Annotated in this window: 16 protein-coding genes; 9 read left to right on the forward strand and 7 right to left on the reverse strand. The window is 55.8% G+C overall.

Going from position 1 to position 14,967, the window contains the following annotated elements:
• Positions 1-312 precede the first annotated feature (312 nt).
• Positions 313-849 (reverse strand): Lrp/AsnC family transcriptional regulator, encoded by a 537-nt coding sequence (locus AC2FFP_RS12145; protein ID WP_496844280.1) that lies wholly within the window; start codon positions 847-849, stop codon positions 313-315.
• A 433-nt stretch (positions 850-1,282) separates the two neighbouring features.
• Here AC2FFP_RS12145 and AC2FFP_RS12150 point away from each other — a divergent pair, with 433 nt between their 5' ends.
• The 5 genes from AC2FFP_RS12150 to AC2FFP_RS12170 all read left to right on the forward strand — a co-directional run bounded on the left by AC2FFP_RS12150 (position 1,283) and on the right by AC2FFP_RS12170 (position 5,806).
• Positions 1,283-2,374 carry an aromatic ring-hydroxylating oxygenase subunit alpha gene (locus AC2FFP_RS12150; protein WP_496766168.1) on the forward strand — a complete coding sequence of 364 codons (1,092 nt, stop codon included), beginning with the start codon at positions 1,283-1,285 and terminating at the stop codon, positions 2,372-2,374.
• Positions 2,375-2,393: 19 nt separating this feature from the next.
• The gene (gloA, locus tag AC2FFP_RS12155; RefSeq protein WP_085823161.1) at positions 2,394-2,828 is read left to right on the forward strand and encodes a lactoylglutathione lyase; all 435 of its coding nucleotides are present in this window, start codon (positions 2,394-2,396) and stop codon (positions 2,826-2,828) included.
• Between the two features lie 4 nt (positions 2,829-2,832).
• A complete protein-coding gene (locus tag AC2FFP_RS12160; RefSeq protein ID WP_496881085.1) occupies positions 2,833-3,231 on the forward strand; it encodes an AraC family ligand binding domain-containing protein in 399 nt (132 codons plus the stop codon).
• A gap of 102 nt (positions 3,232-3,333) precedes the next feature.
• Positions 3,334-4,773, forward strand: coding sequence for a glutamine synthetase family protein (locus AC2FFP_RS12165; protein ID WP_496881086.1), 1,440 nt, complete (start codon positions 3,334-3,336; stop codon positions 4,771-4,773).
• 19 nt (positions 4,774-4,792) lie between these two features.
• A complete protein-coding gene (locus tag AC2FFP_RS12170; protein ID WP_496881087.1) occupies positions 4,793-5,806 on the forward strand; it encodes an alpha/beta fold hydrolase in 1,014 nt (337 codons plus the stop codon).
• A 224-nt stretch (positions 5,807-6,030) separates the two neighbouring features.
• Here AC2FFP_RS12170 and AC2FFP_RS12175 read toward each other — a convergent pair whose 3' ends face one another.
• On the reverse strand, positions 6,031-7,053 hold the full coding sequence (locus AC2FFP_RS12175; protein ID WP_496881088.1) for an Ldh family oxidoreductase: 1,023 nt from the start codon (positions 7,051-7,053) through the stop codon (positions 6,031-6,033).
• An 87-nt stretch (positions 7,054-7,140) separates the two neighbouring features.
• Entirely contained in the window at positions 7,141-8,085 is a 945-nt protein-coding gene (locus AC2FFP_RS12180) for a c-type cytochrome (protein WP_496766176.1), read from the reverse strand.
• 18 nt (positions 8,086-8,103) lie between these two features.
• Between AC2FFP_RS12180 and AC2FFP_RS12185 the strand changes: the two genes are divergently transcribed.
• Genes AC2FFP_RS12185 through AC2FFP_RS12195 form a run of 3 tightly spaced genes read left to right on the forward strand, consistent with a single transcriptional unit; the run spans position 8,104 to position 10,585 of the window.
• Positions 8,104-8,706 (forward strand): RNA polymerase sigma factor, encoded by a 603-nt coding sequence (locus tag AC2FFP_RS12185; RefSeq protein WP_496844284.1) that lies wholly within the window; start codon positions 8,104-8,106, stop codon positions 8,704-8,706.
• Positions 8,703-9,449: an anti-sigma factor gene (locus AC2FFP_RS12190; protein WP_496741138.1), complete on the forward strand. Its 747-nt coding sequence runs from the start codon at positions 8,703-8,705 to the stop codon at positions 9,447-9,449. The genes AC2FFP_RS12185 and AC2FFP_RS12190 overlap by 4 nt, the downstream gene beginning before the upstream one ends.
• Before the next feature lie 59 nt (positions 9,450-9,508).
• A complete protein-coding gene (locus AC2FFP_RS12195) occupies positions 9,509-10,585 on the forward strand; it encodes a helix-turn-helix domain-containing protein (RefSeq protein WP_496766178.1) in 1,077 nt (358 codons plus the stop codon).
• A gap of 688 nt (positions 10,586-11,273) precedes the next feature.
• Here AC2FFP_RS12195 and AC2FFP_RS12200 read toward each other — a convergent pair.
• From AC2FFP_RS12200 to AC2FFP_RS12215, 4 genes are all read right to left on the reverse strand, one after another.
• Positions 11,274-12,005, reverse strand: coding sequence for an amino acid ABC transporter ATP-binding protein (locus AC2FFP_RS12200; protein ID WP_496766180.1), 732 nt, complete (start codon positions 12,003-12,005; stop codon positions 11,274-11,276).
• Entirely contained in the window at positions 12,002-12,862 is an 861-nt protein-coding gene (locus tag AC2FFP_RS12205; protein ID WP_058273739.1) for an amino acid ABC transporter permease, read from the reverse strand. The genes AC2FFP_RS12200 and AC2FFP_RS12205 overlap by 4 nt, the downstream gene beginning before the upstream one ends.
• A complete protein-coding gene (locus tag AC2FFP_RS12210) occupies positions 12,863-13,690 on the reverse strand; it encodes an ABC transporter substrate-binding protein (protein WP_496741130.1) in 828 nt (275 codons plus the stop codon). It lies immediately after the preceding gene.
• Positions 13,691-13,809: 119 nt separating this feature from the next.
• The gene (locus tag AC2FFP_RS12215; RefSeq protein WP_496766183.1) at positions 13,810-14,028 is read right to left on the reverse strand and encodes a hypothetical protein; all 219 of its coding nucleotides are present in this window, start codon (positions 14,026-14,028) and stop codon (positions 13,810-13,812) included.
• A gap of 276 nt (positions 14,029-14,304) precedes the next feature.
• Between AC2FFP_RS12215 and AC2FFP_RS12220 the strand changes: the two genes are divergently transcribed.
• Positions 14,305-14,910 (forward strand): YrbL family protein, encoded by a 606-nt coding sequence (locus AC2FFP_RS12220; RefSeq protein ID WP_496724932.1) that lies wholly within the window; start codon positions 14,305-14,307, stop codon positions 14,908-14,910.
• Positions 14,911-14,967 lie beyond the last annotated feature (57 nt).

Genomic DNA, 14,967 nt, shown 5'->3' on the forward strand with positions numbered 1-14,967 from the left:
CCGGTCGTCGCCTTTCCGCTTGGTTCACCGATCCGCTTTTTTCGGGTGCGAACAATCTCGCGGGGGCTCCGAAATCCGGCGCTCGCATCGTGGCGATGAACGGTATCCGCGACCGCCACGTGGCAGATCAACAGGAACAGTCGTCTTCGGCGTCTGATCTACAAATCAGCGCCAATTTTGGCAAATCGAGGTCAGGATCAATGAAATCGGTTTAGATGCTGGATGAAGGGCGCGCTGCGAAAATGGATGAGTTCATTCGCTGGAGGCAGAACTATGTGTCGCCGGCATTTCCATCTGTGGACAGCTCCCTAGTCATTCCCTCACACCCTGCTTCAGCAGGAACTGGTTCTTGAAATTTTGCAGCCCCGGCATGACGTCGGCCTTGGCAATATCGTCACTCGCGTGGATTTCATGTTCAAGAAATTCCTTTAGTGCGTCACCGTCGTCGCTGACGAGTTCGATAATCAGGTCATAACGGCCCGCGACCCACAGGATGAAAACTACCCTTGGGTTCTTTTCAAGCCGTTCCGCCACTTGGCGTGGTGTCACGCCAACAGCCACATTTAACCCAATCATCGCGTCGGTTGTGTACTCTGTGGCCACAGGATCCGACATCGCAACAATCCGCAACATGTTGTTGTCTCGCAACCCGCTCACCCTGTTGCGGATGGTTCCTTCGGACACATTCAACTGCTGCGCAATCTCAGAAAAGGCCATCCGGCCATCTTGCTGCAGTAGCCGGATGATCTGTTGGTTCAAGTCATCCTTTGGGGACCTAATGCTCTGTGCGGTGGCGCGCATGTTTGATTGCTTTTTGACTGCCATATACCCGATGCTCGATTGCTGCATTCGTAGCTGAGACTAGGTGAGGACATCGAAATCCGCAATTCTCCCCTGTGAATTCTGTGGCGGGAAGTGCAGAAAACGACATCCATTGCCCTCGACACCCTAGATTTTAAGGACGGTGACGCGAGTCGATTGCCAGATTTTCTGTAAAATTCCGTTGGAATTGCGCCTTTCGCAATCCACACGATCCCGCTATACGAAATTCGCACCACTATGCCGTTTTTTGACCAGATTATTTCTGATTCTTGCCTCAAGATTCCAATTAGTCGCGAAAAACGGAAAAAAATGGACGAGAAATTCGATATTCGCAGTCAAAACCTCAAGTCCCGGCGCGGCGAAACAGAGCCGGCAAGTAGGAAGACCGCGAGAGACGGTGGAAACCATACGCATACCGTTGAACAGGCGGGTGCAGGTGGCAGTGTCGAAGGGAGGACAAATGACAATTGCCGAGGAAAGAGCGCAGGCCGTTGGCGGGCCTCAGCACGGGCTGACTGCCGGGGCGTATCGCAGCGAAGAGTTCTGGCAGAGGGAATGCCAGACTGTCCTGGCCAAGAACTGGGTGTTCATCGGCTTTGCCCATCAGATGGCCAACCCCGGTGATGCACATCCAATCACCTGCGCAGACTTGCCACTGCTGGCGGTGCGCGGTCGTGATGGCGACATCCAGGTTTTTCACAACGTTTGCCTGCACCGGTGCATGACATTGGTCGACAAGCCTAAGAACGTCGGCAAGCTGATCCGATGCCCTTATCACGCTTGGGCTTATGATCTGGATGGCCACCTGCGTGCTGCACCGCATTTTGCCGGAACCGGAAAGCAGGAGTTCGACGGGTTTGACATCAAAGCACACCGCCTGAAGCCCGTGCGCACCCATGTCTGGCATGATTGGATTTTCGTCAATCTTGATGGGAACGCGCCGGAATTCGAAGACTATGCCGCACCTTTGATCAGCCGGCTGGAGGGGATGGACTTCACCAAAGTGGAACCAATTGGCCTGCTCGACTTTGGTGAGATTGGCACCAACTGGAAGCTGATCATGGAGAACTTTATCGAGCCTTACCACGTCCAGTTTGTCCATGCCTCAACCACCGATCAGCCGTTGGAAAACCACTATACGCTCATCGATGGCAACTGCATCGGCAGCGCCGTGGACCTGAACGAAGAGTTGGGCACATCCGGCAGTCTGGGCGTCAGCTCTCGCTATCTGACCCTGTACCCCAATTTCATTCTGGGCCGCTATTTCCCGGACCAACTGGGCGTCTATCTGAACGTGCCCATCGGTGCCGGAAAAATGCGCCAGTACCGAGCTCTTTACACAACGGAAGGCCAGGAACTGAGCGCCGAGGAAATACAAGCCCTCAGAAACCTTTGGTGGGATGTCCACAAGGAAGATCACGAGATGGTTGAGCGCATGTTTGAGGGCCGCAAATCCCCAGTCGCCGAGGACGGAGGCCTGTTGTCGCCCGCCTGGGAGGACAGCGTGCGCGCCTTCCAGGATCTGATCGAGCGTGATGTGGCCGGTGCTTAAGCAAGAAGGAACAATATCGATGAATAAGTCCATATCCAAAGGGTTTCGTCTGGCCCATACGATGATGCGGGTCACCGACATGGAGAAGTCACTGGATTTCTATTGCGGAATTCTGGGTATGGAAGTGCAGCGGCGCACGGACTACCCCGAAGGCAAATTCACCAATACCTTTATCGGTTATGGGCCTGAGGCCGAATTTCCCACGCTGGAGCTGACCGCCAATTGGGATCAGGGCACGCCTTATGACAAAGGCGACGGCTGGGGTCACATCTGCATCGAAACGCCGGATGTTTATGCCGCGTGCGAACAGCTGGCTGCAGCGGGGGTAAACATCACCCGTCCACCGGGGCCAATGAAAAACGGCACTAGGGTCATCGCCTTTTGCGAGGACCCTGACGGTTACAAGGTCGAATTGAACGAATCCATACTGAAACACCTGGCACAGGAAGGCTGACCAAATGGGTGACACACCTCAACTTTTCAAATTCGATCTGGTTCAAAATCGCTACGACTCGATGGGGGACACCGATACTTACATCAAACCGATGGTGACCAGCGAATTCAGCAAGTCCATGTGCGGCGGTATCAACGTCCTGAACAACATCAAGGTGCCGTGGGATCTGACCTGCGACGAGATCATTTATTGCCTTGAGGGCACGTTCCGACTGGTTTGCGATGGCAAAAGCTATGTTTGCAACCGTGGTGATGTGCTGTTTGTCCCGAAGGACAACCACATCTCCTACGAGTCGGACGGCAAATGCGTGATCTTCTATGCCGCCTACCCTCACAACTGGAAACAGCTTGCCGGGATCACGCAGGTTCCGGGCATCGACCCAGACGATTTTGTCCCCGGCTGAACACCTTTTCGCTGAGCGACAGAACAACCGAAACCAGCGCCAACACTGAGGGGTCACCCTCGGTGAACCAATTCTGATTGCCATTCGATGGGAGGACGCCGAATGCCCAAGGATAATGCCAGCACCCGCATCTACTACGAGACTTTCCATGACGCTGTCGAGCGTAACCGCCCGCGTATCGCAGAGGTACGGCAACGTCTGGAGGAGGCTGGTGTCAAATACGTGATGGCCGCCTGGATTGACCTGCACGGTATTCCAAAAACCAAACCCGTACCAATGAGTGATTTTGAACCGCTATGCCTTGGAAAAGGCCCGCAATTCGCGGTGCATTCGATTTCGTACGTGCCCGAGCTAAGCCCCGCCGACAGCGATCAGGTGGTGGTTCCGGATCTCGATGCCGTCTACGTCTGTCCGTGGGACACATCGATGGCGATCATCTTCTCGGATCTCTACTGGGAAGACGCACCCTATAATGTCTGCCCGCGTCAGGCCCTGAAACGCGCCATGCACGAGGCGGCGCTGGAAGGGTACACTGGTTACGCCGGGGTAGAACCCGAGTTTATCGTGATGAAATATGACGACGCCGGGCAGCCGGTAAAGGCATTTGACGATGACCCTGCAGATGGGCTTCGTCCGCGTCGTCAGGCATTTGGCTATGATGTTGAGTATTCCATCGACTCGATGCCATTCCTTAAAACCCTGATCGACATCATCGAAGGATTAGGCTGGAACCTGCATGACGTGGTGGCCGAGGGTGCATATTCCCAGTTTGAGCTTGATTTCCACTATACCAACCTGCTGGAAATGTCCGACCGGTTGGCTTTTCTGCGCATCACGTTGAAAGAGGTGGCCAAACAGAATGGGTTGTTTGTGACCTTCATGCCCAAGCCAACTGTGGGGGACTGGCGGTCCGGGGCGCATATCAACATGTCGATGCAGCATGAAAGTCGCCCCGGCGAAAATATTTTTGAGACACCCGATGGCAACTGGAGCGACGAAAGCCGCTGGGCCGTAGGCGGGCTGATGCAGCATGCCGAAGCAATCACGGCGATCACCTGTCCGACCGTGAATTCCTATAACGGGTTGGTGCCGCGCGTTGGCGGTTTTGAAGGCGGCACCGTCACCTGGGCTCCGACCAATATCACATATGGCTTCAACAACCGCTCGGCCCAGTTCCGCCTGCCGCAAAGCCGTCACTGCATCGAAAACCGTGCCTGCGACATGACCATGAATGTCTATCTGGCAATGGCAATGCATCTGAGCTGCAGTGTGAAGGGGATCAAAGAAAAGACCGATCCGGGCGAACCAACGGATTTTGATCTCTACTCAAAGACCGAAGCTGAACTTGCCGAGCTCGGAATCCGCCGATTGCCGCGGACCCTGTTTAACGCGATCGAGGCCTTGCGTGGCGATGCCATGGCGGAACATGTGATGGGCCCGGTGATGCGTAATTCCTATCTCGAATACAAAAACGATGAGTGGGAGCGGTATCACCAATCGGTCACCGATTGGGAAGTGCAGGAATATCTGCGGCTCTACTAAGACAGGAAAGGAACAGGTGGTGCCGGATTTTGAGATTTACGAACTGGGCGACTTTCCGCTTTTGTCGGGCGAGGTATTGAAGGATGCCCGGCTTGCCTATCAGACCTACGGTACAATGTCGGCCGCCCGTGACAACGTCATCGTTCTGCCCACCTTTTATACCGGCACAAATTCCCGTAACGAGGGGTTCTTTGGCCCGGGTCGCGCGATTGATCCAAGCCGCCATTTCATCGTCAGCCCGAACCTGTTCGGTAATGGTCGCTCATCGTCGCCATCGAATACGCCTGCGCCGCAGGACGGCCCGCGATTTCCGCTGTTGCAGATGTGGGACAACATCGCTGCCCAGCATCGGTTGATCCATGATCACCTGGGGATTGAGAAAATCGCCCTAGTCGCTGGCTGGTCAATGGCAGGCTGCCAATCCTACCAGTGGGCGGCGCAATACCCGGACATGGTGCTGGCGATCCTGCCTTTCTGCGCCTCGGCCAAAACCTCACCGCATAATTTCGTCTTCCTCGAGGGGGTCAAGGCCGCCCTTTGCGCGGATCAGAGTTGGAACGGCGGCAATTATGACAGCCCACCTGAGGCCGGGCTTAGAGCCTTTGGCCGGGTTTACGCAGGCTGGGCCTTCTCTCAGACCTTCTATCGCGAGGGGCTATATCGGCAGCTGGGATTCCAATCGATTGAAGAGCTGATGCAGGATTGGGAACAGGACCATGTGCAGGGCTGGGATGCAAACAATCTGCTGGCCAAGCTTGCCACATGGCAGGCAGGCGACATCTCAGCCGGGCCGCTTTACAATGGGGATTACAAACTGGCGCTGAGTGCCATCAAGGCTCGTGCCATTCTGATGCCCTGTACTCAGGATCTCTATTTCCCTCCAGAGGACAATGAAATTGAGGCCCACCACATACCTCGCGCCATCTTCCGCCCTTACAATTCCCCTTGGGGCCATTGCGCTGCCAACCCAGGCAATGACAAAGGTTTCACGGCGCAGTTAGATGCCAATATTCGTGAACTTTTAGAAGAGTAATGCTTGGTGAAGAATTGGGGGACCGCAGCCGATATCCGGCGGCCAACCGTGATGCTGAGGGCGCAGCCCGATTTTCCGTCATTCGCTGCATCGACCTGTTCAGGGCGGGCGTTGATTTCGGTGGCGATGGTGCGGGTGATGCGGTCCAAGGATGCCCCCTGCATTCATTTGGGAGGCACTTCTTGGCCAGCCGCACCGCCAAGGGAAAGAGACGATCGAAGTCGTTAAGCCTGTTCGGCCAAAACCAGCAAATCGTCGTGCAGGGTTTTTGCGATCTCAACGTAACCGCGGGACGTGTTGTGCGCGCGCGCCGCGAAACGTCTTTGCGACGGCAAGCGCGCACCCTGATCGATGATATCGGCAAATAAACGTTCGGCGCGATCGTCATTTAACGCGGCACGACCACCGCTGAACTGGGCGGGGTCAAAGGCCAGAATAATCTCGCCGTGATAGGGCGCCCCGCCTTGGCCCTCGGCAAACTCCATGCTTTCCAGGCTGGTCAGGTCGTCGATCAACGGACCAGCCAACAGTTCGATCATGATCGACAGGGCAGACCCTTTGTAGCTGCCGAAGGTCAGCATCGCGCCCTCCATCGCAGTTTGTGGATCGGTGGTCGGATTGCCGTCCTTGTCTATGGCCACGCCTTCGGGCAGGGGCTTGCCTGCCCGGCGATAGAGCTCGATCTCACCACGGGCAAAGGCGCTGGTCGCAAAATCAAAAGTAAACGGATCTTTGCCCTGGCGCGGCCAGCTGAAAGCCAATGGGTTCGTACCCAGACTGCCCCGAGTTCCCCCAGCAGGTGCGACCCAGCTGTGGCTGGGCACCATCGCCATCGCGGCCAGACCTTCTGAAGACAGACTTTCCACTTCGGGCCAAAGGGCCGAGAAGTGAAAACAGCGGTTGATTGCCATTGCAGCAATGCCGTGGGTGCGGGTCTTTTCGATAAGCACAGGCAACGCTTCACGGAAAGCCAGCAAAGACATGCCGCCGCGCGCATCAACACGAACAATGGCATTATCCGAAGGCGCAACAACCGGGGCGACATGCCCGTCAATCTTGCCTGTCTTCATGGTGTCATTGCACATGAACAGGCGGAACAACCCATGAGATTGGCAATCGTCGGTTTGGCAGGTCGTCAATACATCGGCAATGGCCGCCGCATGTCCCTGGCCAAACCCCGACTTGGCCAGGATGGACAGGCTGAGGTCCCGGATCTCGTCCAGTGTCAGTTTGACCGTGTCGCTCATGCCGCGCGTCTCCCTTGTCTGAGGTCAGACAAGGGATAGCGTGGCGATGCGTGTAAAGGGAACCCGCTTTATTAGATTGGTTCAGGTTTAACCCTGTGCTTCGGCTTGCAAATAGGCGATCACATTCACGATATCGGATTCCTTTTTCAGGCCGCGAAACTGCATCTTGTTGCCCGGAACTGTGCCTTTGGGATCCGCTAGAAAGGCGGTCAGGGTGTCGGTTGTCCATACGATACCCGACCCCTTTAGAGGTTCCGAGAACTTAAATCCGTCAGCCTGACCCGCCGTAGCGCCGATAATGCGGTGAAGCGATGGGCCCACCGTATGGCGGTTTTCGTCCAACTTGTGGCAAGCGCTGCATTTGCGGAACACCTTCTTACCTGCTTTGACGTCACCTTCGATAGCAACCGCAGCAGTTACGGCTGTGGCGGCAGGTTCGGCTTGGGCTTTCTTTTCGTCCAGGTTGAATATCAGACGCGCTGTAATGGGTACGGTCCGTGTGATGCCGGGCAGGTCGGCCAATTCCATCAACTTATCCACACCCGCATCGACGCCTGCATCTTCTGTACTGATGAACACCATGTCATTTGTTGAAACCATGACTGATGTTTCAGACAGGCGCGCCACAAACATCTCGGCATCAAACGCTACATCTGTGCCTGCCAGCGAAAGCATCGCATCGACATCGACAATCGTGGTTTGGCCAACGCTCAGGGCCGTTACATCTGCCATGTCGAACTGCGCCGTCAGTGATGCTGTACCCGCTTTTTGGAACACGTATTCGACCATACGTTCATTGCGAATGTCGATATTGGTTTCCACCGATGACAGGTCAATTTCAATATCGGCTTTTCCGTCGGGTCCAACCTGACCGGAGAGACCTGTGAAAGAGTTTACCTCACCCACGGTGTCTTTTTTGATCGAACCATAGGCCAGATGCGAGCCTTCAGGGTCCAGCGTCCAAGTTTGCGCAAGAACCGGGGTTGCAACAATTGCCGACGCGATTGTGACTGCCTTCAACAGAAGTTTCATTTCTTTCCTCCTCGGGTTATGTCAGTCCTGACCTCGCGGGCCCGGTCCGTGAATGACAAACACACACAGGTCGCGATTTATTCGATGAGTCCCGAAATTAACTCCGAACAGGCCGTGCGCGGCGCAATCCAGACGCATTCCAAGCGGGTCTGGCGGTTTGGTCTTGCACTATCGGGGGCGTCGGACGTTGCAGATGATCTTTTGCAATCGACGTGTTTGCGCGCGTTGGAGCGTCATCATCAGGTCACATCGCATGATCGGTTGGACAGTTGGCTGATGACGATCTGCCGCTCGATCTGGCTGAACGAGGTGCGCGCACGCTCGGTGCGCAAGGCCCAAGCGCTGTCCGTGACGCCCGAAGCCGAATTAATTTCGGTCGGACCGGATTCAGAAACGAATATTTTCGCCGCTGAGGTGTTTACACAAGTGATGCAGTTGCCAGAAGCGCAGCGGGAGACAGTCATGCTTGTGTTTGTTGAGGGATATAGCTACCGCGAGGCCGCCGCGTTGCTGGAGGTTCCGATAGGGACTATTATGAGCCGGTTGTCTAACGCCCGGCAGAAACTGAAAAACGTGATGCAGCATGATGCGGCAGACACCGTTCGACGGAGTGGCAAATGAAGTTTTCCGACGAGACGCTGAAGGCGTATCTGGAAGGCAATGCGGATGCAGCCGAGGCCGCCGCAATCGAAGCGGCGATCGAGACCGATCTTGCGCTGGAACAACGCCTGATGACACTGGACCTGCTGGCACCTGTGGTTCAATCAGTGTTCGAAAACATTCCTGCAGACGCGCCACAGATTGAATTGCCGCAACCAATGCCGGTCAGTACGGCCCGCACCTCGGGCGGCCCCTGGCGCTTGATGGCAGTTGCGGCGTCAGTGGCGGTCGTGGCCGTGTCCGCAACGTTCTGGGCCACACGCCCCGAGCCGATGGGGTGGGCCGAACAGGCGGCAATCTACCAGTCACTTTATTCACCGGACACGATTGCATCATTGGACAATTCTCCGGTTGCGCTTGATGCGCAGTTTGCGCGGGCTGAGGCACAGCTGGGCCGGTCGCTTAACCGGGATGCGCTTGAAACGCTGCCTGGATTGGAATTGAAACGCGCTCAGGTTCTGTCTTTTAAGGGGAAACCTCTGATTCAGGTTGTCTTTGCGGATGATCAGGGTCAGCCGTTGGCGTTTTGTGTGATCCGCCAGGGTGAGGGCGCGCCAGCAAAGGATGTCAAACTTGCGGCGATAAGTGGTGTTGCCACTGCGACATGGGCGCAGGATGGATATGGATATATGCTGATCGGCAGCAGCGAGCAGACCGATCTTGACCAGCAACTGGACATTCTGACGACAACATTCGCCGGCTAACCGGGGGCAGGGCGAAATACGTCTTGTGAACCGCACGAAATGTCCGAAATATAGCGGGCATGACGACGAAACCTGTGATGCCGGACCCGGAAGACGACGATGTGGTTGGTCCTCCCAGCATCTATGACACAGATCCGCCTGAGGATGATGATCTTTGGTTCCTCCCCCCGGATGAGGACCTGGCGCAGGATGTTTTTCTGCCGCCCGGTCCGGTGGTCGATCGCCGCCTGCTGTTTGATCCAAGGGACTGGCGTGCGGCCCAGGCCGAGCTGTCTTATGAACTGGCCGAACTGGCAGCCACGTTCGGGGCGTTGGACGAACGTTTGCGCGCAGGCCCGACCGGGTGGGGACACCGGCTGGCGCTGATGGATGTGTCTGATCTGGGTTGGTGGACAGGGGATAGGATCGGTGTCGACCGGCTTGCGTTGTGGGTGGGATTACGGATTGGCGCAACCGGCGATGATGTCCAGGCGATGTTCCGGGCAGGCTGGGCTGTGCGCCGACTAACTGCAGGGGCTGGGCCATCAGAGGGCGGCTGGGCGACTGGCCTGACCGCGTTTCTTGATCGCATGGCACAGGGCATCGAAGACATGCCAGAGGCCGTCGCCGATTTGGCTGAGATTATGCAGAATGTGGAAGGCTTGCATCCCGTCACGCAGGCAGCCATCGGGTTTCATGCTTGGCGCGCCCTTTCGGAAAGCCCTGGTCAGGACACTGAGGCAGCGATCATTGCAGCCCGACATGCTGCGTCGATGGGGCGGGGTGGGGCGATCTTCATGCCGTTGGCGTTGTCGGGTCCGGGGGCGTTGCGTGGGGTTGGTGAGCCGCAGGAAAAACTCGCGGCCTGGATCAGGGGGGCAGGGCAGTCGATATTAGCGGCTTTGTTGCACCTGGATCGGGTCAGCGCCTGGGATCAGCGCGCCCGCGATGCGACAAGTGACCTGAGCGGCCGCACGCCACCGCGCCTGATCGACGCGCTGACCGCATGGCCCATGGTGTCGGCACCGCTGGCCGAGGACCTGACACAGGCTTCGCGCGCTGCGGTGCAACGCAATATCGACCGTTTTATGAACCGGGGTTTGATCCGAGAGGTAACGGGGCAGGGGCGTTACCGGGTCTGGACAGCTGCACTGTAGCCGCTGAACAAACTGCGAATTGCCCGGTCGGCAGGGTGAAAACCCCAATTCATTCAGATAAATTCACGTGAACCCACGTTGAAGCGCGATCTCGGACGTATCTTGTCGGGTCATCCAGTTCAGTGTTCCCATCGGGTTGCTTTCGAAGACTTCTGCAGATGTTCCGTAACCGAAACATTTGCACGGCTTAGAAATGATGGGATGACAAGGTATCGATTTTTCAGCGCCGACGGGTCATTTGACCTTCGAAGCTATTTTCGTAGCCTATTGTGAGTGGTTTCGACGGTGCATTTTGATAAGCCGCTTGTGGGTCGCAAAACCAGTCATCCGCGCCGATCCCGTCACTTAGACGCTGCCAATCTGAGAATTTGGTTCCACAATCAAGAATGAAGGACTGGCGTGCGTCGGTCGGTTTCCACTGTGCATGCCTCTGCCTCGAAACTATGCCTTGTCTGGTGAACGTGAAATCCTAGTGCAAGCACTGGCTAACAATCCGCTGACGCTGATCGATAGCGTGTCGATATTGTGTCACGCAAAATAGGCTTTTCATTCATGTAATTTAAGCCGCCTGCCTTGGCAGAACCTACGAATTGGACGTGGGTGGGAAACGCAGATGAGCATCGGTTTGGAATACCGGTACATTGTTTAACATAGGCCCCAGGCGTGACGCTGCACGATGTCCGCGGTATCACAACACGCGCGACAGGAATGCCTTGGTGCGCGGTTCGCTTGGTTGGGAAAAGAGCACCTCGGGCGGGCCTTGCTCCAGGATGCGTCCGGCGTCCAGGAAACACACTTTGTCCGCCAGCTCGCGTGCAAAGCCCATTTCGTGGGTGGCAAGCACCATGGTCATACCCTGCTTTCGCAGGTCCCTCAGCACGTCCAGAACCTCGCCTACCAGCTCGGGATCCAGCGCGCTTGTAATCTCGTCAAACAGCATGATCTGGGGCTCCATCGCCAGCGCACGGATGATTGCCACCCGCTGCTGCTGACCGCCCGATAGTTGGTCTGGATAGTGCTCCATCCTTTCACCCAGCCCAAAGCGTGTGAAAAGCTGGGTCACCCGCGGGCGCAGGTCTTCTCTGCTCAGCCCGCGTACACGGCGTGGCGCGAGCATTACGTTCTCTGCCGCTGTCATGTGGGGAAAGAGGTTATAGCTTTGGAAGACTATGCCGATCTGTTGGCGCACCGGCTGTGGGTCCAGCCCCGGTTCAGAGATGTCCTTTCCATCCAGCCAGATCTCGCCGTCATCGATGGGTTCGAGCAGGTTCATGCAGCGCAAGAGTGTGGATTTGCCAGAGCCTGAGGCGCCAATCAGGCACACCATCTCGCCCTCAGCTACGTCCAGGTCAATGCCCTTGCATACCTCGTGATCATCGAACCGTTTCCGCACCCCTCGCAAGGATAACTTTGCTGTCATGTACGGGCCCTGTTCTGTTTATTCATAAGGTAGTCCGCATACCGCGTGGCTGGTATGGTCAGCGCAAGAAAGATAAGCGCTGCGCCCACATAAGGCGTAAAATTGGCATAGAGCGATTTGTAAACACCAGCCTGTCGGAAAATCTCAACCGGGCCGATAAAGGACAATAGCGCCACGTCCTTCTGCAAAGCGATGAACAGGTTCATATTGGCAGGAACGACGTTTCGTATGGCCTGCGGCAGGACCACATAGCGCATGGTGTCCTGATCACTTAGCCCCAACGAGGCCGCGGCGGATCGCTGCGACTGATGGATCGAGTCAATGCCCGAGCGGATCACCTCGGCCACATAGGCTGAATAGACCAAAACCAGCGCCAGCGTGCCCCAAATGTAGGGGCTGTTCCAGGGTCTCGGCAGGCCCAACCCGGGCACGCCAAAGCCAATAATGTAGATTACAAGAACCACTGGCAGGCCACGGAAGATGTCCGTATATGCAATGCCGAACAGCCGCAGGGGAAAAAGCGCAGGTGCGCGCGTGTCCCGACACAGCGCGATAACCAGTCCCGTGATCGCGATCAGCGGTGCAGACCAGGCAAAAATCATCACGTTCATCAGAAAGGCTTCGAGCAATCCGGGAAACGTCTCGGCGAAGACCCGGCCGTTGAAAAACGAGCGTTGTACGGCCTCCCAACCTGGGGCGAGCGGGACGAGGACGACGATGGCAAGAGCCACGCTGACCACCGAAATCAGCGCGATGCGATTTGAGCGACGCCGTACCTCAGCTTCATAAACCTCGCGACGCGTTGGCGTCGCGGCAGAGTGCTCAACCGAGTCTTTTTGCAATGATGTTTCTTCCATTTACTCGATGACCGGCACACCTGTAGCCTCGGACAGCCATTGGGTTTCAATCGCGGCAAGCTCGCCGCTTTCGGTCAATTCTGTGATGGCCGCGTTGACGCATTCCTTCAAGGCGTTGCCCTCTTCCATCAAAAGGCCGAACTGATCAGGACTTTCGGATTGCCCCGGAGGGAACTGGCCAAGCAATGCACCGTTTTCGACCACGACAGCCGACAGATAGAGTGCCGTAGGCAGGTCATAAATTGCGGCATCGATCTGGCCAGCCATGATGGCCGCATTCACATCAGCATTGTCGTTGTAAAGCAGCGGTTCACTAGACGGCTGGATCACGTCGTTCAGCATCGGGATCGCGGTTGTCGTGGCCACAGCGCCCCACTTCAAATCCTTAAGGCCGTCCAACGTCGCTTCTGCACCGGAATCGACAACGTTCTGGGTTGTCAAAACCGCCATGGCCGAGGTGTAATATGGCAGGCTGAAATCAACCATTTCTTCGCGCTCGGGCGTGATCGAGTACTGCTGCATGTTGAAATCAAAGTTCTTTGCGCCGGGCTGAATCGCCTCGTCAAAACTTGTGCGAACCCAGGTGACATTTTCCTGGCCAAAGCCCATTTTTTCGGCGATGGCATAAGCAACGGCAGCTTCAAATCCTTCGCCGCTATCGGGCGCGTCATTCATTACCCAAGGATAGTAGGCCGGATTACCTGTTGCGATTGTCAGGGTGCCCTCTGTTAGGGTCTTGCCTTTGGCGCAGGTCCCATCGTCCGCAGCAAGCACCGAGGTTGTTGAGAAAAGTAAGGCCAGAGCTGGGCCAGCAATCAGTTTCATCAATCTTCTCCCTGTTTTTGTTTGGTCACAGGTTCTTATGCGCAGGGGGATTTGTCTAGGTGTTTGATCCCACGGTGTGATGGCGGGGAATTTTCATTGGAATGAGAGACGGTACAATGAATTTAGCGGCCAATCGCACATCTTCTCAGGAACCGGTCGAACGGTATCGTTAAGAGATCTGTTACAAACATTTGGCCATTGACCGGACCTGCGTCTTTGCTGCGGGTCAACTGGTGGAAATCGTAAACACAAAGGAAGCTTGAGCTTTTCTGGAGCACCTGCTCGAAACGGTTCCCTGCCATATCAACACCACCTTGACCGTCAATGGCAGCCAGTTGCAACAACCAGCTTCGCTCGAACTTGACTGAAATCCATGATGCCTACACTTGCGTCACCGATTGAAAACACCAAGTCGCCTCGCTCCATACGAAAAATCTGCAAAATCTGGACTTAAGAATCGTCTCGATTCCTTCTCGATTCGGTCCACCAGATGCCAGTACTAAACAATTGGTTTCGACATCTGGTTGTCCTCAATAATGAAAAGGACTAATTGGAGGTTTTGGTTTGAGAGGATCACTGTAATCAGTGATCTTCTTTATTAGGATCGGCAAAACAACATGATAGACTTAAGTAAAATTCGGCCAATGCGAAGAAGCCGCAACTACGAGATTTATCAGCATCCGTTTGTTGAGCGCGCGCTGTTGAAAGTCAGGGTGGATGAACCGGTGCGCAACCACGTGATTCCTCGTTATGCCGAGAGACGCTATGGCAACCTCCGTCAGTGGAACCGGGAAGCAAACGAATACTTAGCCGCGCTGACTCGAGGCTGCCCCGAGATTGAACGCCTTGCGGATTTTATGGGGTATGCTGCGACATCTCAAGGACCAGCACTGGTGGTCGAAAAGATGACCGGCCCAGATGGTGATTTGGCACCAACGCTGGAGTCTGAACGGGCCGCATTGGGCGATGATTTGTCAGAGCGCAAACAGCTGCACGGTGAGTTTATGGAACTCATGGACGACCTTGAACGTGGCCGGATTATCGTGGGCGACCTGAGTTTTGAAAACATTGTGCGGGCGCAAGAACGCGATGGGAAACTGGTCGTTATCGATGGTTTGGGCGAACGAGTGCTGTTTCCGCTGACGCTGGTTTCTGATTTAGCATTCCGCAAGTCCATCGAGCGTCGTCGGACGCGCATGGGCCAGGCATTTGGTCTGAGCTAGTAACACCCGCTCTGCGACCAACTACTGGCGTCGATTTGGCTTCGCTTCATAAGCCAC

The sequence above is a fragment of the Ruegeria sp. YTSC004 genome, assembly GCF_059609805.1.

Bases quoted from the DNA above. Each gene is read 5' to 3' on its own strand.
- AC2FFP_RS12165 (WP_496881086.1), top strand. From the start codon at position 3,334: ATGCCCAAGGATAATGCCAGCACCCGCATCTACTACGAGACTTTCCAT.
- AC2FFP_RS12150 (WP_496766168.1), top strand. From the start codon at position 1,283: ATGACAATTGCCGAGGAAAGAGCGCAGGCCGTTGGCGGGCCTCAGCAC.
- AC2FFP_RS12195 (WP_496766178.1), top strand. From the start codon at position 9,509: ATGACGACGAAACCTGTGATGCCGGACCCGGAAGACGACGATGTGGTT.
- AC2FFP_RS12185 (WP_496844284.1), top strand. From the start codon at position 8,104: ATGTCAGTCCTGACCTCGCGGGCCCGGTCCGTGAATGACAAACACACA.
- gloA (WP_085823161.1), top strand. From the start codon at position 2,394: ATGAATAAGTCCATATCCAAAGGGTTTCGTCTGGCCCATACGATGATG.
- AC2FFP_RS12145 (WP_496844280.1), bottom strand. From the start codon at position 849: ATGCAGCAATCGAGCATCGGGTATATGGCAGTCAAAAAGCAATCAAAC.
- AC2FFP_RS12190 (WP_496741138.1), top strand. From the start codon at position 8,703: ATGAAGTTTTCCGACGAGACGCTGAAGGCGTATCTGGAAGGCAATGCG.
- AC2FFP_RS12200 (WP_496766180.1), bottom strand. From the start codon at position 12,005: ATGACAGCAAAGTTATCCTTGCGAGGGGTGCGGAAACGGTTCGATGAT.
- AC2FFP_RS12175 (WP_496881088.1), bottom strand. From the start codon at position 7,053: ATGAGCGACACGGTCAAACTGACACTGGACGAGATCCGGGACCTCAGC.
- AC2FFP_RS12160 (WP_496881085.1), top strand. From the start codon at position 2,833: ATGGGTGACACACCTCAACTTTTCAAATTCGATCTGGTTCAAAATCGC.
- AC2FFP_RS12205 (WP_058273739.1), bottom strand. From the start codon at position 12,862: ATGGAAGAAACATCATTGCAAAAAGACTCGGTTGAGCACTCTGCCGCG.
- AC2FFP_RS12220 (WP_496724932.1), top strand. From the start codon at position 14,305: ATGATAGACTTAAGTAAAATTCGGCCAATGCGAAGAAGCCGCAACTAC.
- AC2FFP_RS12180 (WP_496766176.1), bottom strand. From the start codon at position 8,085: ATGAAACTTCTGTTGAAGGCAGTCACAATCGCGTCGGCAATTGTTGCA.